This window comes from Vibrio marisflavi CECT 7928 (assembly GCF_921294215.1).
GTDB classification, from domain to species: Bacteria; Pseudomonadota; Gammaproteobacteria; order Enterobacterales; family Vibrionaceae; genus Vibrio; species Vibrio marisflavi.
Genome location: NZ_CAKLDM010000002.1, coordinates 2,317,660 through 2,339,644 on the forward strand (window position 1 = coordinate 2,317,660; position 21,985 = coordinate 2,339,644).

A 21,985-nucleotide genomic window follows, 5' to 3' on the forward strand; every position below is an offset into this window, starting at 1 on the left:
TAAGGAAACATGAGCGACATCAACATAAGAGGCAAGCTTTCATTCAAGTTACAAATACTTTTGCTAAATTCTACTTAAATTGCAGAATTAATATCTAACAAGGTCAGTAACTACTACGTTTTTCCCCAGTGCTATCACAAAAATAAAATGGGGTGTTGGTATAATCAGCGGTGCTAGAAATTAGGAAGGATATCGTATGAGACAGTTTAAGCGCTATATTCCAAGTATGATTGCTAAACATATAAGTCGGCTATTTAAAGGAAGAATATATATTTATGGAGTTGGTGGGTTTGAGTTTGATAATGGAAAGTTGATATTGCCCGCAAAAGCAGAGCCGAGACACTTCCAAGCTGTAAAAGAAGTTAATCAAGAAATAATGAAGCTTCGCTGCGCCTATATATAGCGAAGCAAAAGAGTGAGACTGGAAGTCACCCAGCCTCACTCTCAAGTCAATAAATCACCGCACTGAATTCGAGCTCATTTACTTCGCTAGCTCAGGTAAATTCCCTTTAACCCCCAACGCATATTTCATCACTTCGTCTTTGGCCCCCGGCAAGTATGACACTGCACTCAAGCCAATCCCACGAACTAACTTCTTAACTGGATTACTACCATCAAATAACTCTTTAAAGCCTTGCATAGCCGCTTGCATCTTAACCGCTTCTGCTTTTCTCCAGCGCTCATAGCTACGCAGGTTTTTCTTTGAACCGATGTCTTGCCCCTGCTCCCAAATAGAAATCACATGTTGAGCTAAACTGGCCGCATCAAGAAAGCCCAAATTCACTCCTTGGCCAGCCAAAGGGTGGATAGTGTGGGCAGCATCTCCTACCAAAGCGACTCGCTCTGAGGCAAAGTCTCTCGCATAACGCATTTTTAACGGGAAAGCATGGCGCTCTCCGACAACTTTGCAAAGCCCCAACTTGCCATCAAATTCCGCAGTTAAAGTTTGGTTAAACTCTTGTTCAGTCATATCGACTAGAGACTCCGCTCGTAGAGGATCAGTAGACCAAACTATTGAGCATAATTTCTCTGACTGAGAGGGATCAGAAGACTTAACAGGCAGAAATGCAAGTGGCCCAGAAGGTGTAAACACTTGCCTAGCTACACCATTATGAGGCAAGGCCGTCTCAATATTCGCGACTAAAGCGCTATGTCCATAGTCCCAGTGAGTTAGCGGAATATCGAAGTGGTTACGAACCCATGAGTTAGCACCATCAGCACCAACAACAAGCTTCGCTGTTAGCATTTGGCCATCATCAAGAGACATCCAAGCTTCGCTTTCGCCAATATTCAACGATTGAATGGTCGCAGGCATGAACAGAGAAACATTCGGGCAACGTTTTACTACGTTCAGTAAAGAGAGCTGAATAACTCGGTTTTCGACAATATGGCCCAAGTTGTTTTGCGCAATATCTTCTGCAGAAAAACTTATGTTAGCGAAACTATCTTTCTCCCACACTTCCATAGCATTGTAAGGAGACAGTCTCTTCTGCTCGATTGCTTCCCAAGCGCCAACTTTTCTTAGAATATTTTCACTGGCACGATTTAGCGCTGACACTCTAACATCAGGTAAATCAGAAAGCGTTTCATTGGGTATCTTGCTCTCAATAACAGCCACCCTCAATTCAGTTTCTTTCAGAGCGGTTGCCAAAGCTAGCCCAACCATACCGCCGCCAACTATGGCAATGTCAACATTTTGCATCATCTATCTAACCTTGTTTTTAGCGGTCAATTAACCCGAGAGTTTGTTGTAATAAAGGAGCTTTTAACTGTGGCAAATTATCCATTGCAAACAAGCCTAAGTTTCTAGCGAGCCTAAGAGCTGGTAGTTCATTTGAGAACAGGTGAACCAAACAGGATGTAAGCTGAATAGTATTGATACGATCGCTCTCGCGGCGCGTACGAAAACCTGCGAGCACTTTATGCTGTCCCGGATCTTCAATACATTTTTCGATCTCTTCAACTAAGCTAGCAACATCACGGATACCCAAGTTAAAGCCCTGCCCCGCAATAGGGTGTAGTGTCTGAGCTGCATTACCTACAATGGCAAATCGGTGAGATACGTTTTGCATTCTGGTTCTTAATACCAATGGGTAGTTGGCTCGCTTACCCACTTGCGTGAATTGTCCTAAGCGCCAGCCAAACTCAGACTGAAGTCGTGACAAAAACTCATCATCACTTAGGCCAATGACTTCATTTACATGTTTAGGAGCCATACACCAAACAAGAGACATTCGATTTTCACTTAGCGGAAGCAGCGCCACTGGACCATTTTCCGTAAAGCGCTCAAAAGCCCTATGATTGTGCTGCTCACTTGTGACGACGTTAGCGATCACTGCACTTTGCTCAAAGTCGTGCTCTGCACTGGGCATATTGAGTAGCTCACAGCAAGTAGAACCAGCACCATCAGCCGCTACCAGAAGGTTCGCTTGTATTTGGCTACCACTAGATAAACAAACACTGACCTGTTTTGTAGATCGCTCGATAGATTCAACGCTATCAGGGCACAAGTAATCAATATTCTCGATTGCATCGACAAGTTTTTGAAACTCTCGACCAACATGAGCTAGCTCAACAACATACCCAAGAGCATCTACAAACAGATCTTTACTACTAATGTCGGTCATTCCAGCATGGTGACGATCAGAGACATGAATATCGTCAATTTGGGTTGCTAGTGGTTGCAGAACTTCCCACAAGCCGTACTTTCTCAATATTTGTACAGTTCCATGCGAAAGCGCAATACAACGAGAATCAAAACCTGGGTGCTTAGAATGGTCAAGCTCACACGGCTCAACAACAGCGACTTTCAGCTTTCCTTTACTCGCATCGTTTAGAGCTAAAGCCAATGTCATACCAGCCATTGCTCCACCAGCGATGACAATATCGTAGTTAGTCATTCGAACAACTTCTCGTCTACTTATCTAACAGTTACTACTCTAGTGAATAGTAGGTTTCTTGTCTTGACCTTCTCCTTGAGCCGGCTTCTTACCAAGCTCAGCATGAATAGTCAGAACACAAATTTTGGCATGATCCATAACTTGTTCAAGCAACTGAGCTTGCTCCTCAAGATCGTCTTCTTCGTCAATACCTAGACGAGCGATCTCTTCCAAGTCAGATAGAGACTCTTTAACCTCTTGAGATGCCTTACGCAGCTTAGCATCAGCCAAACCTAAACCGGATATAAAGTGATTCACCCAGTCAGAAAAACTATCAGCCACTTCCAAAAGGCTAGCTTTAGAAAGTTCTGCTGGTAACAGAAGTGATAATTCGAAGCTTGAACTCATCAGCTCCTTTTTTGTCGCATCAAATACACGCTGCGCTTGTTCTAACGCATTGATAGGCCAGCCCATACCTTCATTGGTATAGTCAAAAAGCAACGACTTCCAAGTATCATCGGTTGGGTTTAGACCACCACTTAGCATCCCAACTAGCAAACCATGTAGTTCAGCAGGGTTAACCGAGAGAGAACTCGAGTTTAGTGTGTCGGATAAAGTGGCATAATCAGGAAGAGTGTTACTAGTCATATGAAGGCCTAAATCAAAAAATTTCTAGGAGCTACCAACCAATGAAGTCGGTAGCCCCTAATAATAGCATTACCTAAGCTACGCTGAAATGTTCACATCACGAAATATGGATAGCTTGTATTCAATTTGCCCATTTCCTGTGTAATTGGCCTATCATTTAAGTACCAACGAGTAGAAAAGCTTGAATCTTATAGAGCGTTTAAATTATAGTTTCTACCTCGGTGGTCACGTATGATAATCACCATAAAAAGAAGCGCGTATAGAGTTCATGGATAATGAGTAATCAAGCGGTAGAAGTTGAAATTTTAGGAAAGTTAACTCGAGTAAATTGTCCAGAAGGGCAAGAAGAATCTCTCATTGAGGCAGCGCAAGACCTCGATGACCGTTTAAGAGAAATGACCTCAAAAACGAAAGTAACCAATGAAGTTCAGCTGCTAACCATAGCCGCTCTAAATTGCTGTTATGAACTAAAGCAAACTAGCAAGGTTTCAAAAAACCAGCAAAGCGAACTCTTTGAGAAGGTAGAAAAGCTTTCGGACTCGCTAGAACAAGCTTTAAGTAAAGTCAGATCTGCAAGTTAACTTTACTTGTAAGCACAAATATTTACCCTGAGGTGTTTGTCTGTGGGATTAAGTCCCTGAGCCGATAAGCAATACTTTAGGATTAGTACTTGCTAACTATTGAGCAAGCTCGACTCGTATCGAGAAGCCTACGGTTAACATTGCCAATCCGCCTTGAACCAGCTGGTTCAAGGGTCAATATCCTCAACGGCACCCCGGGGTATCTCCTACATCACTCTGCTGAACTTGTAGACCATCGCAGCTCACAACGGACATTTCGTACATTATGATAATTTCCCGTGACTCCTTAAGAAAATCCATTCGAGAAAAACGTAATAAGTTAAGTAAAGATCAGCAGCAACGAGCTGGACAAGAGTTAGTCAATACGTTTCTGCAACTAGACGAGCTGAAAGCTAGCCAACATATCGCTCTATATTTATCGAATGACGGTGAATTGTCTACCCAACCACTCATCGAAGCGCTTTGGAATATAGGAAAGCAAATTTACCTACCCATCTTGCATCCTTTTTCTAAAGGGAACTTGTTGTTCCTAACATACGAGAAAAGTACGCAATTAATCGCCAACCGCTATGGCATTTTGGAACCCAAACTTAGCCAACAAGAGATAAAGCCAGTTGCTGAGATCGATATGATCTGTACTCCGCTTGTCGGCTTTGATGACAAAGGTAATCGGTTGGGCATGGGCGGCGGTTACTACGATCGCACGCTAGAAAACTGGCAACACGGCTCAAAAGGCCCCTTCCCTATTGGCATCGCTCATGATTGTCAGCAAGTTGACGCGATACCGACTCACTCATGGGATATCCCTCTACCAAAACTCGTCACTCCTAGCAAAATATGGCAATGGAATACTTAATATCTAGCTAATTTTGATAGCGTCATATTAAATAGTTTTTCATTCAGCTTGAACTCGCATCTTTGCGAGTTTTAGGTATATAATCGCGCCAAATTCACTTGGTAACGCAAACATTTTAGGAGATGAGCATGACTCAAGATGAGATGAAAAAAGCGGCAGGTTGGGCTGCGCTAAAATACGTTGAAAAAGGTAGCATTGTTGGTGTCGGCACTGGCTCTACTGTCAATCATTTCATCGACGCTCTGGACACGATTAAAGAAGACATCAAAGGTGCAGTGTCTAGCTCTGTTGCTTCCACAGAAAGACTAAAGCAACTTGATATAGAAGTGTTTGACTGCAACGACGTTACTTCACTAGATGTTTATGTAGATGGTGCTGATGAGATCAACGCTGCACGTGAAATGATCAAAGGTGGCGGCGCTGCGCTAACTAGAGAAAAAATAGTGGCTGCAATCTCCAATAAGTTCATCTGTATTGTTGACGGCACTAAAGCGGTTGATGTGCTAGGTACATTCCCATTACCAGTTGAAGTCATTCCAATGGCACGCTCTCAAGTTGGAAGAGAAATCGTCAAACTTGGTGGTGACCCGGTTTATCGTGAAGGTGTTGTTACAGACAACGGCAACATTATTATTGATGTTCACGGCCTAAGCATCACGAACCCTAAAGAACTGGAAGACAAGTTCAACTCGATTCCTGGTGTCGTCACAGTTGGCCTTTTTGCTCACCGTGGTGCTGATGTAGTTATTACTGGCACACCTGAAGGTGCAAAAATCGAAGAGTAACCTATTTACATACTCAAGTAGTAATCAAACTACATAAAGCGCCTTATGGCGCTTTATTATCTTATATTCCCAATTATTTTCCTTTTTCCTGTAATTTTCTTACCCAAAACAATTAATTTTTGTTACTTTAATGAACACAGAACACCAAGGAAAACGTTTGCGTGAGCATTATTCGACTAAATTTCACGTAATTTCCGCATTTCGAACACAACATATCTCATTTGCGTTATAGGACGAGAACAATGGCTAAAGTTTCACTGGAAAAAGAAAAAATAAAAATCCTACTACTTGAAGGGCCACATTCCTCTTCAGTTGAAGTCTTAAAGGCCGAAGGCTACACCAACATTGAATACCACAAAGGTTCCCTTTCTGAATCTGAGCTGATGGAAGCGATTAAAGATGCTCACTTTGTGGGCATTCGCTCTCGAACTCATCTTTCCAAGGAAGTCATTGACGCTGCGAAAAAGCTCGTCGCAATTGGCTGCTTTTGTATTGGCACTAACCAGGTTGACCTTAAAGCTGCGGCAGAGCGTGGTATTCCTGTCTTTAATGCCCCATTCTCAAATACTCGTAGTGTCGCAGAGCTCGTGTTAGGCCAGCTTTTATTGCTGCTTCGTGGCATCCCAGAGAAGAATGCATTAGCTCACCGTGGTATTTGGAAAAAAAGCGCCGACCACTCTTACGAAGCGCGTGGCAAAAAGTTGGGTATTATCGGCTATGGACACATCGGTACTCAGCTAGGCATTATTGCTGAAAACTTGGGCATGCGCGTGTACTTCTACGATATTGAGAACAAGCTCTCTCTTGGTAACGCAACTCAAGTCAGCTCGATGGCTGAGCTTTTAAATCAATGTGATGTCATTTCTCTGCACGTTCCAGAAACAGATGACACTAAGAACATGATGGGTGAAGAGCAATTCGCTTTAATGAAACCGGGCGCCATTTTCATTAATGCTGCACGTGGAACGGTAGTCGATATTCAAGCACTCGCCTCAGCAATTGAATCAAAGCAACTAGCAGGTGCTGCAATTGATGTATTTCCTGTAGAGCCAAAAACCAATGCTGACCCATTTGAGTCTCCACTAATACAGTACGACAACGTGATTCTAACACCGCACGTTGGTGGTTCGACTCAAGAAGCTCAAGAGAATATTGGTATTGAAGTAGCTGGCAAACTTGCGAAGTATTCTGACAATGGCTCTACATTGTCTAGCGTCAACTTCCCTGAAGTATCACTGCCTATTCATAGAGATTGTTCAAGGCTACTACACATTCACCGTAACCAACCGGGTATTTTGACGCAGATAAACACTATATTTGCAGAAGAAAGCATCAACATTGCCGGACAATACCTGCAAACCTCTTCTGATATTGGTTATGTGGTCATCGACGTGGAGTCAGCCCGCTCGAATGAGGCTTTAGAAAAGCTGAAAAATATTAGCGGCACAATAAGAGCACGTATCTTGCACTAAGAATGCGTTCTATTGCGGTGTTATAGCAAAAAGGCTACTAAGAAGTAGCCTTTTTGTCTCCTGAGATATTGGCAACTTTCGGCACCTGCCTAAGTGTTCTTGGCTTTTTCTGCTTCTCTTTATACATTTCCTTGTCAGCTCGAATCAGTGTATCTTTCAGTGATAGGTAGTTTTTCGGACCAGACTGCGCGATGCCAATACTTAACGTGATATCTGAACGAACTTTTTCAATTTCTTCTCTTAATCGCGGAAGATAATTTTTTACTGCGTTTTCCTTGCTACAACCGGGCATCACAATTACAAATTCATCACCACCAAAGCGATAGCATGTATCGACATTGCGAGATACGGCTCTGATGCAATCTGATACAAGGATCAAAATAGTATCTCCCTCATCATGCCCAAATTCATCGTTGAATATCTTAAAGTTATCAATGTCGATATATACCAGAGAGATAGGCTCCCCTTTTTCAACCGATTCATCGAGTAGCTGTTGAGTGCTTTCGTCAAAGGTTCTCTTATTCAGTAGGTTTGTTAGAGGGTCTAGCCTTGTCATCTTTTCTAAGCTTTGGGTTCGCTCTAGAACCACAGACTCTAAATCAGCGACATAGGTATTTGATTTGTTTTTTTCCATTTCCAGTTCGTTCATCATGCTTTTGATATAAGTATCAAAAACAAATGACACATCGAAATCCATTACTCGACATAGAATGTCGCTCAATTTTTTTGAATACTCTTCATCCGATATATTTGTATGTATCGTTTGAACCAAAATATCCTTTAGGTAGTTGACTGCAGATAAATACAGCTTTGGATCAACACCTATTCGCTTGTGCACTAAACCAATTCTTAATCTGTGCTCAACGTACTCTAAATTGATGTCACGACTAAATATATCTAGTACATACTTTTTTAAAGCCTGTATAAGCCGTTGAAGCGTTCCTGCATCACCAATCAATGTCTCTACATCTGGAGTGCGTGTTTGATGCTGATAGAAGTCGGTAACTAAACTGTCTAGTTTCCGGCTAATCACTCCCTTCATAGCCCTCAACTCTAGGATGTCAGACTGGGTGAGTCGAAAAAGATCTAAACGATGCCGCAGCGCCGTTTCAGATATCTTCTGCTGCTCAACCAGCGATTTGTCTGTGATTCTCATTATACTTATCCATGTATTGACGTTTCCCTAACCAGTATCTGTCAATGTAGTACAATATGAACCAGTGCGCATAAATTAAATAAAATTACAACTAAGTGTTGCAAAATTGAGATTTTGATTCTAGCAGGCCTGCCAGCTAGGGGGCGCTATATCACTTCTTACGTACACAAGTACGGTATTTGTACTTGTTTGATAGGCAAGAAAAAAGCCACAAAATGTGGCTTTTTAACATTTCAGCTTTTTGTCGGTTAAGCTTTTAGCGCTCGCTCACCGCGAGCAATACCGACCACTCCACTTCTTGCAACCTCAATAACTTCAGTCGCCTCAGAAAGAGCCTTAATAAATGCATCGAGCTTTTCACTGGTTCCAGCCATCTGAACGGTGTACTGAGTAGCGGTCACATCGACAATCTGCCCACGGAAAATATCTGCTGTACGCTTAACTTCATCGCGAGATAATCCAGTGGCCTTCACTTTTACCATCATCAACTCACGTTCAATATGATCAAGTTCGGTCACTTCCTGTACTTTTAACACATCAATCAGCTTATGCAGCTGTTTCTGAATTTGTTCCAATTGCATCTCGTCAGACTTGGTAGTGATATTTAGCCTAGATAGCGTTTCATCATCGGTTGGAGATACAGTCAATGACTCGATGTTATAGCCACGCTGTGAAAACAATCCGACAACGCGTGACAAAGAGCCTGGTTGGTTTTCCATTAATACTGAAATTATATGTCTCATATCAGGTTCTCTCTGTCTTGCTTAACCACATCTTGTCCATACCCTCGCCTTTAATTTGCATTGGGTAGACGTGTTCTGTTTCATCAACGCTGATATCGACAAAGACCAAACGGTCTTTCATGCTCAATGCTTTTTCTAAGCCTGATTCCAGTTCATCTGGTGAGGAGATACGCATACCTACATGACCATATGCTTCAGCGATAGCGGCGAAGTCAGGAACTGAATCCATATAAGAGTTAGAGTGACGACCTTGATAGATAATATCTTGCCATTGTTTAACCATTCCTAAGAAACGGTTGTTCAAGTTAATGATTTTAACTGGGATGTTGTACTGAAGAGCCGTTGATAACTCTTGAATATTCATCTGAATACTGCCATCACCAGTAACAACAATCACTTCCTCATCTGGCTTAGCGAATTTCACACCCATGCCAGCAGGCAACCCAAAGCCCATCGTTCCTAAACCGCCAGAATTGATCCATCTGCGTGGTTTGTTGAATGGGTAATAAAGTGCTGCAAACATTTGATGCTGGCCAACATCGGAAGCAACATAAGCATCACCGTTGGTCAATTTATGCAGACATTCAATTACCTGCTGAGGTTTAATTCTTTCTGAGGAAGTTTCATAAGCCAAACACTGACGGTCGCGCCAGCCTTGAATATCTTGCCACCAGCCTTGCATCGCATTTTCATCAGTGGTGCCACCTTGTTCAACAAGCAGGTTGAGCATACTAGAAAGGACTTTTTCGGCTGATCCAACAATTGGCAAGTCAACTTGCACGTTTTTCGAAATTGATGACGGGTCGATATCAATGTGCATCACTTTGGCATTCGGGCAGTACTTTTCAAGATTGTTGGTCGTTCTGTCATCAAAACGCACCCCTACACCGAAGATCAGATCAGCGTTGTGCATCGCCATATTCGCTTCGTAGGTACCGTGCATACCCAACATACCTAAGGAGTTTTTGTGTGTCCCAGGAAAGGCACCTAAGCCCATTAACGTACTGACAACGGGCAAATTTAGTGTTTCCGCCAGTTTAGCGATATATTCAGCAGATTCAGAAATGATAGCGCCACCACCCACATACAGCACTGGTTTTTCAGCTTCAAGTAGCGCTTTCAGAGCTTTCTTGATTTGTCCTTTGTGGCCTGTCGTTGTTGGGTTGTAAGAGCGCATCTTCATTGTTTCAGGATATTGGTACGGAAACTTCACCAATGGATTCATCACATCCTTTGGTAAATCAATCACAACTGGACCCGGCCTTCCCGTAGAAGCAATGTAAAAAGCTTTTTTGACGGTTTCAGGAATATCTTCTGCTTTTTTAACTAAAAAGCTATGTTTAACAATTGGCCTAGATACACCAACAATATCGCATTCTTGAAAGGCATCGTTACCAATTAGGCTATTTGGGACGTTGCCAGAAATGACAATCATCGGAATAGAGTCCATGTATGCAGTCGCAATACCGGTAACAGTGTTAGTCGCTCCTGGGCCAGAACATACTAGAACAACGCCGGGTTTTCCTGTCGCGCGGGCATAACCATCTGCCATGTGAGTTGCGGCTTGCTCATGACGAACAAGTACATGTTTGATTTTCTCAGTCTTTGCGTGCAAAGCATCATAGATATCCAAAACCGATCCGCCTGGATAACCAAAAATTTGCTCAACACCTTCTTCAATCAGAGATTGCACTACCATCTCTGCGCCGGATAGCGTTTCCATATTTTCTCCTTTGACCAGCAATAAACTTATCGGATAAATAAGCCATTCTGGTTTACATAGTCGTAGGTCTTATTCGTAGCCTTTTGTTGAACTCTTGTTGCAACAATTGGTCTTCGGCTATGTACTTACCTCCTAGATAGAGAGATAAGATAACGGAGTAACTTTAACGTCTAATTTGGTTTAGGTCTAATTGCATATGTTACGAATAAGTACAAAATCTACCAACATCACACAGAATAAGAATAAACCACTAGAAAAGTAACAAAAGATCAGTTTGAACTATTAAAAACTGCAGGAAATAAATTAATTAGCTCTAAAAAAAGCTCCGAGGTGGGATTCCTCGGAGCGTACCTAGCGTGTTGCGCTGACGTTGTAGTTATATTTAGTTTAGTGCTACAACTTCGCCACAAATCATCATTAGCTGATCACGAAGCCAGATGTGGCCTTTATCTTTTTCGCTAGACTCATGCCAGCTTAGGTATCCGCTAATACAAGAATTCTCAAATGGGAAATCTAAAATTTGTAACTGTTCCTTGTTTGCGGCATTTTCCACCATCCATCGTGGGGCGATGGTTACTAATTCTGACTGTCCTACAACGTACAGCACATTACTTAAGCTAGTACCTTCATAGTACGCTTGTACGTCAATTTCGCTGTAAGCTTGCTCAGAGAAGCTACGTTGACCATGAACCTTAGAAAGTTTTGCGTGTTTCTCGTTTGCTAACTCTTCTGCGGTTACGGAACCTTGAATGCGAGAGTGTCCTTTAGAAACAACAACAACAAGCTCATCTTGGAAAATTTCAGTGCTTGAGAAGCCCTGTTCATCGAAACGAGCGTAATCAATAACAAAGTCAATCTCTTGGTAGCGCATTCTTTCTGCTAACAGGCGATCAAACTCAGCATCTAAATGAAGTTGTACATTTGGTGCTTGCTCGTGAACGCTAGACATGATTTTTGGTGCAAAGCGCATGTCACACGGGCTACAGATTGCTAGCTTGAACAAGCGAGTAGACGTTTCTGGTGAGAAAATAGAACTTGGTAGCTCATTTCGAATTAGCTGTAGCGCTTGGCGAATAGGGCCAAATAGCTGTCTTGCACGCTGAGTAGGCTGAATGCCACGGCCTTGGCGCATAAACAGCTCGTCATTAAACATAACTTTAAGGCGCGCAACTGCATTACTTACAGCTGGTTGAGACATACCCAAATTATGGGCTGCTCGAGTGATGTTCTGTTCCTGCATAACTGCATCAAATACAGTCAATAGGTTTAAATCTACTCCACGTAATGTGCTTTCCATTCGATAGCTCGCAATAGCACTCATTGCATCTTTTTTGTCTAACATTGGTTACGCCTCTTCATGGTAATCAACAAACAATACTTAACAATATCTATAAATCCGCTACTAAATTAGCGTTATTCGGTTAGGAATAGATAACCTACGTTTTTTATATTTATTCCCCGGATAGTTCCGAGCTGATTACTACTATCAACTAATCATTCATTACTTGGCAACAAGATTGATAATTAATCAGTATTTTTTACCTACCATTCATATTTATTCCCATTTTTCATATACTTATTACTTTTATAAAAAGATATAAAATCCTGATTTATAAAATATGCATATATATTTAGGTGAAAACATGCACGGAAGGCAATCGATTGCCAGCCAGAATAAAAACACACGATTTATGTGTAAAGATGAATATTTCAGAATTAACTAAAAATGGGCACAAGATATCTAAATTGGTAATATGCGAATTTTAGATCTTAGACTTTAGTATTAGATGATACAGCAAGCAATTGATGCAAAAGGAGTTTGACCTGATAATTACCAGATCAACCAGCGTGTAAAACGTTTTACGCACTTAATTTCTCAGAACGAAAACCGCCAAAGAGAGCAATGATTAGGCGTATATCAATTGACCAAAGAGATAATTTACGAAAAAGGTGAAAGGTTCTAAGTTTGAAGTGAATTACAAGCAGACTAATCTATCTGTGAGACATAACTTGGGAAATCCACTTGTTCCCATAAGCTTTGACACAAGTTGTCTTTGTTATGCCATTCGCTTGCCAATAGCCACTCGACCAATGGTGATGCCACATCAGGATAACGGACACTTTCTGCTTTTTCTTCGTCAAGCCAGTGTCTCACTTTAGCAGCATCTAGACTCTCCATTGACGTTGCTAAGCCTAGCATTTCTAATGTGTCGGCATTACTCACCTGCTCAAATTGCCCAGTTAGTGGCTTAAGCAGCAATTTTTTCCCCCTACTCAAAGCCTCAGAAGGAAGCTCAAAACCACCATTTGCAATAACACCTAAGCAAGAATCCAAATGGTTTTGGAACCCTGCATAATTTAGCGGTCTTAAGTCGAGGTTATCTAACCTGCATTGCTCTTTGACGTCAGGGTGATAGCAGATAAAGTTGTGGGTAACAAATCGATGACACAATTCAATGACATCATCCAAGCTTTCAAACGGGAGATAAATAAGTGTGAAGTTTTCATCGTGACTAGAGCCATGATGCTCGCCAATAATTGGTGGTAGTAAAGGCTGATCAAAATGGTACCAATGTAAGCCAATGTGGTAGTTAGATGGAGCAAAGTGTTTGATGAGCTGGCTATCAAGCCACCCTGCCCCACTCATTGGCACTGGATAGCGAAATGCATTTTGATGACAAATACTGATACAAGGTGTCTTGTTTTTCTTTGCCGCCCAAGCAGTGATCGGTTCAAAATCATTCAGCACAATATCATATTGATTCAAATCCATCTGCTGGACTTCTTTTCTAAAATGCAGCGCGCTATTGCTAAACGCCGATCGTAAGTAGTCAACCTTTCCCTTTTCCGTTACAAAAGTTAATCCTCGATAAGCTTGGTAGTCTCCAAAACCATCCATAGAAAAGTATTTGTCTTTAGGACGGCCAGAAAACAACATATCCACTTCCACACCTCGCTTTTTAAGAGCTCGGTGCATAACTCTAGCTCTAGCAATATGTCCGTTACCCGTGCCTTGCACGCCGTAGAGGATCTTCATAACTGATTAACTCAATAGAGCTAGAGCAGTTGAAGCGCATGCTACTCCTAATGCGGCACCTAAGATAATATCGGAAAAAAAGTGAACTCCGAGTAAAATCCTAGACGCGCCAATAGCTAGCGCCCATACAACGGCAAACGAAAACATAGCAGGATAAAAGTGTCCAATAAGCGTAGCCATTACAAACCCTGCAGCTGTATGACCTGAGGGTAGGCTGTATTGATCGGCAGGTGTGATAAACGAAGGAAGAAGTGAAGAAAACTGGCCAGGTCTGCGCCTTTTAAAAATCTTTTTTATAGCGATATAAGTGGGAAGTTCAAAAGCGAATGCCAATAACCCAACAGCGAAAAACATAGCGCCATTCGGCTTGTCGATTACGCTAGCCAAAACTGCCATCACAATATATAAGTGGCCGTCTCCCGTATGAGAAACAGCCTTACTAATACTCGCTACCTGCTGGTTAAAACGGTGGCATAAGCAGAAAGATGAAAATGCGAAGTCAAACTTTACTATCGGATCTAACGTACGCATACTTGGCTCCCCAATTTATAGCTCGCTGTACGATAGCAACATAGTTATGTCCGGTGGCATTACTGTGAAGCTTTGTTGACAAAAATATGAAAACTCTAGCTAACTTACCCCCAGCAATGTGAAAAATTTGTCTGCATTAGTTGAGCGTCTATGCCTCCTCAACAACCAAAAAGCCGTTTTTCATGATTTCAATATTGTGCTCAAACAACTCCATCAGAAATTCTTCGGTAAGCTCCATATTATTTAGAGCGTATATAGAAGGAGGAGTAATGAATGGAAAGACCATCAAGCTCATGTAAGACAATCGACAAAGGACTGGGTTCAAGCCCTCTTTGATCACTCCAGAGTCAATCAGCTTATCAAATACTACATCACGCATTGGTTCACTAAACTCGTTGAACACACTTCTCATAATTTGGTATTGGATATCTGAGGGAGGTAAAAGCATGGTTTGTACCATCAACCTTGGAAAAAGTGGCACCTTAATCATCTCTTTATAATAAGTACGAATCACTTCAACCAAAGATGAATGACTACTCTGCTCAACCAGCCCATACATTTTGACTCTCAGTGGCTCTAACGTTTCGCGAACCATGGTTTCAAATAAACCTTCTTTATTGCCAAAATAGTATCGAATCATGGAGCTGTTTACGCCCGCTTTTTTTGCGATTAAGCGTGTAGATACTTTGGAGTAACTCAGCACAGTGAATAAGTCTCGAGAGCTCTGAACCAGCTTTTCTCGGGCATTGAGTTCAACATTGGGTCTACCCGCTTTACGTTTTTCTGCTTGCATAATCATTCTAAATATATTTTAACCATATGATTAATTGTATTGAGTTATGGTTGAATAAGGTATCGTTATAATTATTCGCAGAAGCCGAAAATGATTAATTTGTTTTTCCTTGTTAAAGGTTATTTTAGAAATAAGTTAAATTAAAGTGCTGGTAGGACTTGACGCACTCTCTCTAGTCATGTACTAATTTGTACAGCACAAGTTAAAGGATATTCATCCCGTGAAGAGTTATATTTCGTTACTGCTGAGCCTCCTCCTTATCGTGACAAGATCGCGCGGGTAGGCTGTGGACGAAAGATAACCACATAAGAATTACAAAAAGCCCGCATGAAAATGCGGGCTTTTTTTATAACACTAAATAGACCATTCGAAATGGTCTTCTGGAAAAAGGAAGCAGAAAATGAGTGATCAGGTAATTATCTTCGATACAACGCTAAGAGACGGTGAACAAGCGTTGTCAGCAAGCTTAACAGTAAAAGAAAAGCTACAAATTGCCTACGCTCTAGAACGCCTAGGTGTAGATATCATCGAGGCTGGTTTCCCTGTTTCTTCACCCGGCGACTTCGAATCAGTCAAAACAATAGCTCAACATATCAAAAATAGTCGTGTTTGTGGTTTATCAAGAGCGGTAGAAAAAGACATTGACGCAGCGGCAGAAGCATTAAAGGTTGCCGAGCAGTTTCGTATTCACACCTTCATATCTACTTCCACAATACATGTTCAAGATAAACTTCGCCGAGACTACAATGATGTCGTCGACATGGCGGTCCATGCTGTTAAACATGCAAGAAAATATACCGACGATGTAGAGTTTTCTTGTGAAGACGCGGGACGAACTCCTATTGATAACCTATGTCGTATGGTTGAGGCTGCCATCGACGCGGGGGCTAATACCATCAATATTCCTGATACAGTTGGCTACACCGTACCAAACGAATTCGGCGGCATTATCCAAACACTATTCAATCGCGTACCTAACATTGATAAAGCAATCATCTCTGTCCACTGCCATGATGATCTAGGTATGTCTGTCGCAAACTCTATTGCTGCTGTCCAAGCAGGAGCGCGTCAAATTGAAGGCACAATAAATGGTATCGGAGAGCGAGCTGGAAACTGTTCGTTAGAAGAAATAGCCATGATCATCAAAACTAGGCAAGATTTGCTAGGTGTAAATACTGGCCTTAAACATGATGAAATCCACCGTACAAGTAAGTTAGTTAGCCAACTATGTAACATGCCAGTACAAGACAATAAGGCAATTGTCGGCGCAAATGCCTTCAGTCACTCTTCAGGTATCCACCAAGATGGCATGTTAAAGAATAAAAATACTTACGAAATTATGACGCCAGAGTCTATTGGTCTGAAGAATAAAGTGTTAAATCTAACCAGTCGCTCTGGACGTGCTGCTGTAAAAAGTCATATGGATGCGATGGGTTATAAGGAAGATCAATATAACTTAGACACACTGTATGAGGATTTCTTAAAACTAGCAGACAGAAAAGGCCAAGTCTTCGATTACGACCTAGAAGCACTAATGCACTTCGCTAACCTTCGTGAAGAAGACGACTTTTATAAGATGAGTTATTTGAGTGTCCAATCTGGCAGCGTCATGGCGACCACTAGCATCAAGCTATTGTGTGGCGATGAAGAGAAATGCGAAGCTGCGGTTGGTAACGGTCCGGTTGATGCTTTATACCAATGCATTTATCGCATTACTGGATACGACATTGTACTAGATAAATTCGATCTAACAGCGAAAGGCGAAGGCGAAGATGGTCTAGGCCAAGCCGATATTATTGCCAATTACAAAGGCAGAAAGTATCACGGTACAGGTGTTTCAACCGATATAGTTGAAGCTTCAGGACAAGCTCTGTTACATGTCATTAATAGCATTCATCGAGCAGATCGAGTAGAAGAAATTAAATCGGGCAAGATAGAAGCTGTTTAAGTTTGCCCAAATAATGAATAAGACAAAATACAAATAAATACCAAGGAAAACAATGACTAATAAAACACACAATATCGCAGTCTTATCTGGCGATGGCATCGGCCCAGAAGTCATGGAGCAAGCGTTAAAAGTACTTAAAGCCGTAGAAGCGAAACACAACATCGCATTTAATTACGAACATCACGATGTAGGTGGCATTGCGATTGATAATCACGGAACGCCGCTACCAGATTCAACACTTACTGCGTGTGAAGAGTCTGACGCTATCTTATTTGGCTCTGTAGGTGGCCCGAAGTGGCAAGATCTTCCGCCAGATAACCAGCCAGAGCGCGGCGCACTTTTACCGCTACGTAAACACTTCCAGCTTTTTTGTAACCTGCGTCCAGCGCAAATCCACACTGGGTTAGAATCATTTTCTCCACTTCGTGCTGATATTTCAGATCGTGGTTTTGATATCGTAGTTGTGCGTGAGCTTACTGGCGGTATTTACTTTGGACAACCAAAAGGTCGTGAAGGCGAAGGGGAAAATGAAAAAGCGTTCGATACAGAAATCTATCACCGCTTTGAAATTGAGCGCATTGCCAAGATAGCTTTTGATTCTGCCCGTCTACGAAACAAGAAAGTTTGCTCTATCGATAAAGCCAATGTATTGAGAAGTTCTATCTTATGGCGCGAAGTCGTTGAAGAAGTCGCTAAAGACTATCCGGATGTCGAGCTATCTCACATGTATATTGATAATGCGACTATGCAGCTTATTAAAGACCCATCTCAGTTTGATGTCATGCTTTGCTCCAATATCTTTGGCGATATCATTTCTGACGAATGTGCGATGATCACAGGCTCTATGGGTATGCTACCTTCAGCGAGCCTAAACGAAAGTAAATTCGGCTTGTATGAACCAGCAGGCGGCTCAGCACCAGATATCGCAGGTCAAAATATTGCTAATCCAGTAGCACAAATTCTATCTGCAGCCCTAATGCTTCGTTATAGCTTGGGTGAAGAAACCGCCGCTCAAGATATTGAAAATGCAGTATCAAGAGCTCTGTCAGCAGGTGAACTCACTGCTGACTTATCTGGTGATAAACCCGCTCTATCTACATCAGAAATGGGCGATAAGATCGCTCAATATATTACTCAAGCATAAAAATATAATAATCAACGTACCTCAACATCTAACACGTAACTCACAAATGTTGGGGTCTACAGGAAGCTAAGATGGGCAAAACATTATACGAAAAAGTCTACGACGCACATGTCGCCGTAGCAGCAGAAGGCGAAACACCAATCTTGTATATCGATCGCCACCTAGTTCACGAAGTTACCTCTCCGCAAGCATTTGACGGCTTGCGAGAAAAAGGCCGCAAGGTTCGCCAAGTGGGTAAAACATTTGCCACTATGGACCACAATGTCTCTACCACGACAAAAGATATCAATGCTTGTGGTGATATGGCTCGTATCCAGATGGAAACACTAGCAAAAAACTGCGAAGAATTTGGCGTCACCCTTTACGACATCAACCACAAATACCAAGGCATTGTCCATGTTATGGGACCTGAGCTTGGCATTACTCTACCGGGTATGACTATCGTATGTGGTGATTCACATACTGCTACTCATGGTGCATTCGGATCACTAGCCTTTGGTATCGGTACTTCTGAAGTGGAACATGTATTGGCGACACAAACGCTAAAGCAAGCCCGCGCAAAAACAATGAAGATCGAAGTAAAAGGCAAGGTAAACCCGGGCATTACTGCAAAGGACATCGTACTAGCCATCATTGGTGAAACTACAGCCGCTGGCGGTACAGGCTACGTTGTTGAGTTCTGCGGTGAAGCCATTACTGATCTTTCTATGGAAGGTCGTATGACGGTATGTAACATGGCCATAGAGTTAGGAGCGAAAGCAGGCTTAATTGCACCCGATGAAACGACATTTGAATACATAAAAGGACGTAAATTCTCTCCAGACGAAAATGACTGGAATGCGGCAGTTGATTACTGGAGCACTCTAAAAACGGATGACGACGCAAAGTTCGATGCTACTGTAACTATCAACGCAGCTGATATCAAACCGCAGGTGACTTGGGGCACAAACCCTGGCCAAGTAATCTCTGTAGATAGCCCAATTCCTGCACCAGAAAGTTTCAGCGACCCAGTAGAGAAAGCCTCAGCAGAAAAAGCTCTAGCATACATGGGCCTAGAAGCTGGTAAATCATTGTCAGATTATCAGGTCGACAAAGTATTTGTTGGCTCATGCACTAACTCTCGAATAGAAGATATTCGTGCCGCAGCTGCGGTAGCAAAGGGTCGAAAAGTTGCAGGACATGTACAAGCAATGATTGTCCCGGGCTCAGAGCAAGTTAAAGCACAAGCTGAGTCCGAGGGGCTACATAAAATCTTCCTTGAAGCTGGTTTTGAATGGCGCCTACCAGGTTGTTCAATGTGCTTAGCAATGAATAATGATCGCTTAGGTCCAAAAGAGCGTTGCGCGTCAACTTCAAACCGTAACTTTGAAGGTCGCCAAGGTCGTGACGGTAGAACGCACTTAGTAAGCCCAGCAATGGCAGCAGCTGCTGCAATCGCCGGACATTTTGTTGATATTCGAGAGTTGGACTAAGGAGCCATTATCATGACTGGATTTAAAAAACATACCGGTATCGCTGTTCCTTTAGATGCAGCAAATGTCGATACTGATGCGATCATCCCAAAACAGTTTCTACAAAAGGTGTCTCGCATCGGTTTTGGTAAGCACCTGTTCCATGACTGGCGCTTCTTAGATGATGCTGGTGAGCAGCCAAATCCTGACTTTATAATGAATCATTCTCGATATGAAGGTGCGTCCGTTTTAGTTGCACGTGAAAACTTCGGTTGTGGTTCTTCCCGAGAGCACGCACCATGGGCTCTAGCGGACTATGGTATTTGTGCGATGATTGCTCCAAGCTTTGCCGATATTTTCTATGGCAACTCAATCAACAACCAAATGGTACCAGTGCGTCTCAAAGAACAAGAAGTTGACGAGATCTTTGCTTATATTGAGTCTAATGAAGGTGCTGAAGTTACGGTTGATCTTGAAGAAATGATCGTTACAGCTAATGGCAAGTCATATTGTTTTGAAATTGACGAGTTCCGCCGCCACTGCCTATTAAATGGCCTAGACAACATTGGCCTAACTCTGCAGCACGCTGACAAAATCGACGACTATGAACAGAAAATTCCAAATTTCCTGAAGTAGCAAATTTTTAGCTCATTTAAAACATTCAAGCTGGCGTTTATTCGTCAGCTTTTTTATGAAAGTATCTCTCTAAAAGCTCGGTCTACAAAGTAACAAGTCACACATCCGAGCTAAATTAGATGAAATACGTTATTATTTTTTCGATATTAATCACTTCTTTTACTGCTTTTGCTGCGCCTAAATCAGAACTTTGGCCTTACTGGAACGCCAGTAACGAGCAAAATACATCCACCGTTTCCTACCAAGACTGGCAAACATTACTGGACAAATATCTTGTAGTGAAAGGCCAGAACTCACTCTTTCAATACGATAAAGTCTCTAATGACGACAGAGACAAGCTCAAAAACTTTTTGTCTGATATGGCACAAATTAATCCACTAGATTACTCCAAAGCTGAGCAATATGCTTATTGGGTAAACCTTTATAACTCCATCACAGTACAGCTGATATTAGAGAGCTACCCAATAAAATCGATTACCAAGTTAGGTGGCTTATTCAGCTTTGGACCATGGGATGAGAAAGTAGTAACCATCAATGGTAAAACACTCACATTAAACGATATTGAGCATCGAATACTGCGTCCAATTTGGAATGATCCTCGAACCCATTATGCAGTTAATTGTGCTAGCTTAGGTTGCCCAAACTTACAAAGCCAAGCTTTCACAACACAAAACACCGATAAGTTATTAACGCAAGCCGCTAAGACATTTATAAATAGCCCTAAGGGTGTCAGTGAAGAAGGTAATGAAATTACCCTATCGTCAATTTACAAGTGGTTTGCAAGTGATTTCGGTGGGCTGGAAGGAGTGAAGAAACACCTACTTCAATACAAAGCGGGCATCGAGTTTTCAGGTAAAAATATTGAATACGATTACAACTGGAACTTAAATGAACTGAAATGAAAGCTTAAAGCCAATACTCCAATACAAAGACGAAAAAGCTCCGACTGAAAGTCAGGGCTTAACATATAAACTTGTTAATGTCCTACTATCACATGGGCGGCGCGGCGACCCGCAAGGCACACACTTACTTTTCTAATATTTTAGAGCTGATACGAAAAAGCCCCGACTAAAAAGTCAGGGCTTAAAATATGAACCTGGCGATGTCCTACTCTCACATGGGGAAGCCCCACACTACCATCGGCGCAACTGCGTTTCACTTCTGAGTTCGGCATGGAATCAGGTGGATCCACAGCGCTATTGTCGCCAAGTAAAATCTTGTATCTGGTGCTGATACCCAGACTCGAACTGGGGACCTCATCCTTACCAAGGATGCGCTCTACCACCTGAGCTATATCAGCATTGATAATCCTAGGGATTAAAAAAGCCCGTTAAAACGGGCTTTCAAATTTTCAATAATTAAAGTCTTACATATTATTGCTTTAATCAGATTGTCTTGTTTCACAAGACAGTAATTAAAGCCCGGCGATGACCTACTCTCACATGGGGAAGCCCCACACTACCATCGGCGCAGTTGCGTTTCACTTCTGAGTTCGGCATGGAATCAGGTGGGTCCACAACGCTATGGTCGCCAAGCAAATTCTTCATCATAAAGTCATACGACTCTATGATTTAATTCGGAAAGCTGTTTTCGTTCTATTTA

General features: G+C 42.1%; 20 protein-coding genes, 1 tRNA gene, 2 rRNA genes and 1 other RNA gene. 11 read left to right on the forward strand and 13 right to left on the reverse strand.

Translation table 11 applies throughout. The annotated features are described in order from the left end of the window. Positions 1 to 196 precede the first annotated feature (196 nt). Positions 197 to 403 carry a DUF1107 domain-containing protein gene (locus L7A31_RS17350; RefSeq protein WP_237363027.1) on the forward strand — a complete coding sequence of 69 codons (207 nt, stop codon included), beginning with the start codon at positions 197 to 199 and terminating at the stop codon, positions 401 to 403. Positions 404 to 481: 78 nt separating this feature from the next. On the opposite strand, the gene L7A31_RS17355 is transcribed toward L7A31_RS17350, so the two are convergent. Genes L7A31_RS17355 through L7A31_RS17365 form a run of 3 tightly spaced genes read right to left on the reverse strand, consistent with a single transcriptional unit; the run spans position 482 to position 3,527 of the window. Continuing rightward, on the reverse strand, positions 482 to 1,705 hold the full coding sequence (locus tag L7A31_RS17355) for an FAD-dependent 2-octaprenylphenol hydroxylase (RefSeq protein WP_237363028.1): 1,224 nt from the start codon (positions 1,703 to 1,705) through the stop codon (positions 482 to 484). A gap of 16 nt (positions 1,706 to 1,721) precedes the next feature. Continuing rightward, the gene (gene ubiH, locus L7A31_RS17360) at positions 1,722 to 2,900 is read right to left on the reverse strand and encodes a 2-octaprenyl-6-methoxyphenyl hydroxylase (RefSeq protein WP_237363029.1); all 1,179 of its coding nucleotides are present in this window, start codon (positions 2,898 to 2,900) and stop codon (positions 1,722 to 1,724) included. A 39-nt stretch (positions 2,901 to 2,939) separates the two neighbouring features. Continuing rightward, positions 2,940 to 3,527: a YecA/YgfB family protein gene (locus L7A31_RS17365; RefSeq protein WP_237363030.1), complete on the reverse strand. Its 588-nt coding sequence runs from the start codon at positions 3,525 to 3,527 to the stop codon at positions 2,940 to 2,942. 275 nt (positions 3,528 to 3,802) lie between these two features. Here L7A31_RS17365 and L7A31_RS17370 point away from each other — a divergent pair, with 275 nt between their 5' ends. From L7A31_RS17370 to serA, 5 genes are all read left to right on the forward strand, one after another. After that, positions 3,803 to 4,108 carry a cell division protein ZapA gene (locus L7A31_RS17370; protein WP_237363031.1) on the forward strand — a complete coding sequence of 102 codons (306 nt, stop codon included), beginning with the start codon at positions 3,803 to 3,805 and terminating at the stop codon, positions 4,106 to 4,108. Between the two features lie 21 nt (positions 4,109 to 4,129). Next, positions 4,130 to 4,313, forward strand: a non-coding RNA gene (gene ssrS, locus L7A31_RS17375) — 6S RNA. A 60-nt stretch (positions 4,314 to 4,373) separates the two neighbouring features. After that, complete coding sequence (locus L7A31_RS17380) at positions 4,374 to 4,964, forward strand: 5-formyltetrahydrofolate cyclo-ligase (RefSeq protein WP_435532902.1); 591 nt, start codon at positions 4,374 to 4,376, stop codon at positions 4,962 to 4,964. Positions 4,965 to 5,092: 128 nt separating this feature from the next. Then, entirely contained in the window at positions 5,093 to 5,749 is a 657-nt protein-coding gene (gene rpiA / locus L7A31_RS17385; protein ID WP_237363032.1) for a ribose-5-phosphate isomerase RpiA, read from the forward strand. 242 nt (positions 5,750 to 5,991) lie between these two features. Continuing rightward, entirely contained in the window at positions 5,992 to 7,221 is a 1,230-nt protein-coding gene (serA, locus tag L7A31_RS17390; protein ID WP_237363033.1) for a phosphoglycerate dehydrogenase, read from the forward strand. 37 nt (positions 7,222 to 7,258) lie between these two features. Here serA and L7A31_RS17395 read toward each other — a convergent pair whose 3' ends face one another. The 7 genes from L7A31_RS17395 to L7A31_RS17425 form a co-directional block, all read right to left on the reverse strand. Then, entirely contained in the window at positions 7,259 to 8,377 is a 1,119-nt protein-coding gene (locus L7A31_RS17395) for a GGDEF domain-containing protein (protein ID WP_237363034.1), read from the reverse strand. 248 nt (positions 8,378 to 8,625) lie between these two features. Further along, on the reverse strand, positions 8,626 to 9,120 hold the full coding sequence (gene ilvN / locus L7A31_RS17400) for an acetolactate synthase small subunit (RefSeq protein WP_237363035.1): 495 nt from the start codon (positions 9,118 to 9,120) through the stop codon (positions 8,626 to 8,628). Between the two features lies 1 nt (position 9,121). Next, positions 9,122 to 10,843, reverse strand: coding sequence for an acetolactate synthase 3 large subunit (locus L7A31_RS17405; RefSeq protein ID WP_237363036.1), 1,722 nt, complete (start codon positions 10,841 to 10,843; stop codon positions 9,122 to 9,124). A gap of 382 nt (positions 10,844 to 11,225) precedes the next feature. Then, the gene (leuO, locus tag L7A31_RS17410; protein ID WP_237363037.1) at positions 11,226 to 12,185 is read right to left on the reverse strand and encodes a transcriptional regulator LeuO; all 960 of its coding nucleotides are present in this window, start codon (positions 12,183 to 12,185) and stop codon (positions 11,226 to 11,228) included. A gap of 645 nt (positions 12,186 to 12,830) precedes the next feature. Further along, entirely contained in the window at positions 12,831 to 13,880 is a 1,050-nt protein-coding gene (locus L7A31_RS17415) for an MJ1255/VC2487 family glycosyltransferase (RefSeq protein ID WP_237363038.1), read from the reverse strand. A gap of 6 nt (positions 13,881 to 13,886) precedes the next feature. Then, complete coding sequence (locus L7A31_RS17420; RefSeq protein WP_237363039.1) at positions 13,887 to 14,411, reverse strand: phosphatase PAP2 family protein; 525 nt, start codon at positions 14,409 to 14,411, stop codon at positions 13,887 to 13,889. Positions 14,412 to 14,559: 148 nt separating this feature from the next. Further along, entirely contained in the window at positions 14,560 to 15,204 is a 645-nt protein-coding gene (locus tag L7A31_RS17425; RefSeq protein ID WP_237363040.1) for a TetR/AcrR family transcriptional regulator, read from the reverse strand. A gap of 400 nt (positions 15,205 to 15,604) precedes the next feature. On the opposite strand from L7A31_RS17425, the gene leuA reads away from it, so the two are divergent. The 5 genes from leuA (at position 15,605) to L7A31_RS17450 (ending at position 21,285) form a co-directional block, all read left to right on the forward strand. Further along, positions 15,605 to 17,152: a 2-isopropylmalate synthase gene (gene leuA / locus L7A31_RS17430; protein WP_237363041.1), complete on the forward strand. Its 1,548-nt coding sequence runs from the start codon at positions 15,605 to 15,607 to the stop codon at positions 17,150 to 17,152. Positions 17,153 to 17,204: 52 nt separating this feature from the next. Next, positions 17,205 to 18,296: a 3-isopropylmalate dehydrogenase gene (gene leuB / locus L7A31_RS17435; protein WP_237363042.1), complete on the forward strand. Its 1,092-nt coding sequence runs from the start codon at positions 17,205 to 17,207 to the stop codon at positions 18,294 to 18,296. A 71-nt stretch (positions 18,297 to 18,367) separates the two neighbouring features. Next, positions 18,368 to 19,768 (forward strand): 3-isopropylmalate dehydratase large subunit, encoded by a 1,401-nt coding sequence (gene leuC, locus L7A31_RS17440; RefSeq protein ID WP_237363043.1) that lies wholly within the window; start codon positions 18,368 to 18,370, stop codon positions 19,766 to 19,768. A 12-nt stretch (positions 19,769 to 19,780) separates the two neighbouring features. Beyond that, positions 19,781 to 20,383 carry a 3-isopropylmalate dehydratase small subunit gene (leuD, locus tag L7A31_RS17445; protein ID WP_237363044.1) on the forward strand — a complete coding sequence of 201 codons (603 nt, stop codon included), beginning with the start codon at positions 19,781 to 19,783 and terminating at the stop codon, positions 20,381 to 20,383. A gap of 119 nt (positions 20,384 to 20,502) precedes the next feature. Then, entirely contained in the window at positions 20,503 to 21,285 is a 783-nt protein-coding gene (locus tag L7A31_RS17450; protein ID WP_237363045.1) for a DUF547 domain-containing protein, read from the forward strand. 192 nt (positions 21,286 to 21,477) lie between these two features. Here the strand turns inward: L7A31_RS17450 and rrf (L7A31_RS17455) are convergent. From rrf (L7A31_RS17455) to rrf (L7A31_RS17465), 3 genes are all read right to left on the reverse strand, one after another. Next, positions 21,478 to 21,593: ribosomal RNA gene (rrf, locus tag L7A31_RS17455) — 5S ribosomal RNA — on the reverse strand. Between the two features lie 14 nt (positions 21,594 to 21,607). Next, a tRNA-Thr gene (locus tag L7A31_RS17460) sits at positions 21,608 to 21,683 on the reverse strand. 119 nt (positions 21,684 to 21,802) lie between these two features. Continuing rightward, positions 21,803 to 21,918 (reverse strand): 5S ribosomal RNA (gene rrf, locus L7A31_RS17465). Positions 21,919 to 21,985 lie beyond the last annotated feature (67 nt).

Coding starts and splice junctions, on each gene's coding strand:
- L7A31_RS17350 (WP_237363027.1), top strand. CDS start 197: ATGAGACAGTTTAAGCGCTATATTCCAAGTATGATTGCTAAACATATA.
- L7A31_RS17355 (WP_237363028.1), bottom strand. CDS start 1,705: ATGATGCAAAATGTTGACATTGCCATAGTTGGCGGCGGTATGGTTGGG.
- ubiH (WP_237363029.1), bottom strand. CDS start 2,900: ATGACTAACTACGATATTGTCATCGCTGGTGGAGCAATGGCTGGTATG.
- L7A31_RS17365 (WP_237363030.1), bottom strand. CDS start 3,527: ATGACTAGTAACACTCTTCCTGATTATGCCACTTTATCCGACACACTA.
- L7A31_RS17370 (WP_237363031.1), top strand. CDS start 3,803: ATGAGTAATCAAGCGGTAGAAGTTGAAATTTTAGGAAAGTTAACTCGA.
- L7A31_RS17380 (WP_435532902.1), top strand. CDS start 4,374: ATGATAATTTCCCGTGACTCCTTAAGAAAATCCATTCGAGAAAAACGT.
- rpiA (WP_237363032.1), top strand. CDS start 5,093: ATGACTCAAGATGAGATGAAAAAAGCGGCAGGTTGGGCTGCGCTAAAA.
- serA (WP_237363033.1), top strand. CDS start 5,992: ATGGCTAAAGTTTCACTGGAAAAAGAAAAAATAAAAATCCTACTACTT.
- L7A31_RS17395 (WP_237363034.1), bottom strand. CDS start 8,377: ATGAGAATCACAGACAAATCGCTGGTTGAGCAGCAGAAGATATCTGAA.
- ilvN (WP_237363035.1), bottom strand. CDS start 9,120: ATGAGACATATAATTTCAGTATTAATGGAAAACCAACCAGGCTCTTTG.
- L7A31_RS17405 (WP_237363036.1), bottom strand. CDS start 10,843: ATGGAAACGCTATCCGGCGCAGAGATGGTAGTGCAATCTCTGATTGAA.
- leuO (WP_237363037.1), bottom strand. CDS start 12,185: ATGTTAGACAAAAAAGATGCAATGAGTGCTATTGCGAGCTATCGAATG.
- L7A31_RS17415 (WP_237363038.1), bottom strand. CDS start 13,880: ATGAAGATCCTCTACGGCGTGCAAGGCACGGGTAACGGACATATTGCT.
- L7A31_RS17420 (WP_237363039.1), bottom strand. CDS start 14,411: ATGCGTACGTTAGATCCGATAGTAAAGTTTGACTTCGCATTTTCATCT.
- L7A31_RS17425 (WP_237363040.1), bottom strand. CDS start 15,204: ATGCAAGCAGAAAAACGTAAAGCGGGTAGACCCAATGTTGAACTCAAT.
- leuA (WP_237363041.1), top strand. CDS start 15,605: ATGAGTGATCAGGTAATTATCTTCGATACAACGCTAAGAGACGGTGAA.
- leuB (WP_237363042.1), top strand. CDS start 17,205: ATGACTAATAAAACACACAATATCGCAGTCTTATCTGGCGATGGCATC.
- leuC (WP_237363043.1), top strand. CDS start 18,368: ATGGGCAAAACATTATACGAAAAAGTCTACGACGCACATGTCGCCGTA.
- leuD (WP_237363044.1), top strand. CDS start 19,781: ATGACTGGATTTAAAAAACATACCGGTATCGCTGTTCCTTTAGATGCA.
- L7A31_RS17450 (WP_237363045.1), top strand. CDS start 20,503: ATGAAATACGTTATTATTTTTTCGATATTAATCACTTCTTTTACTGCT.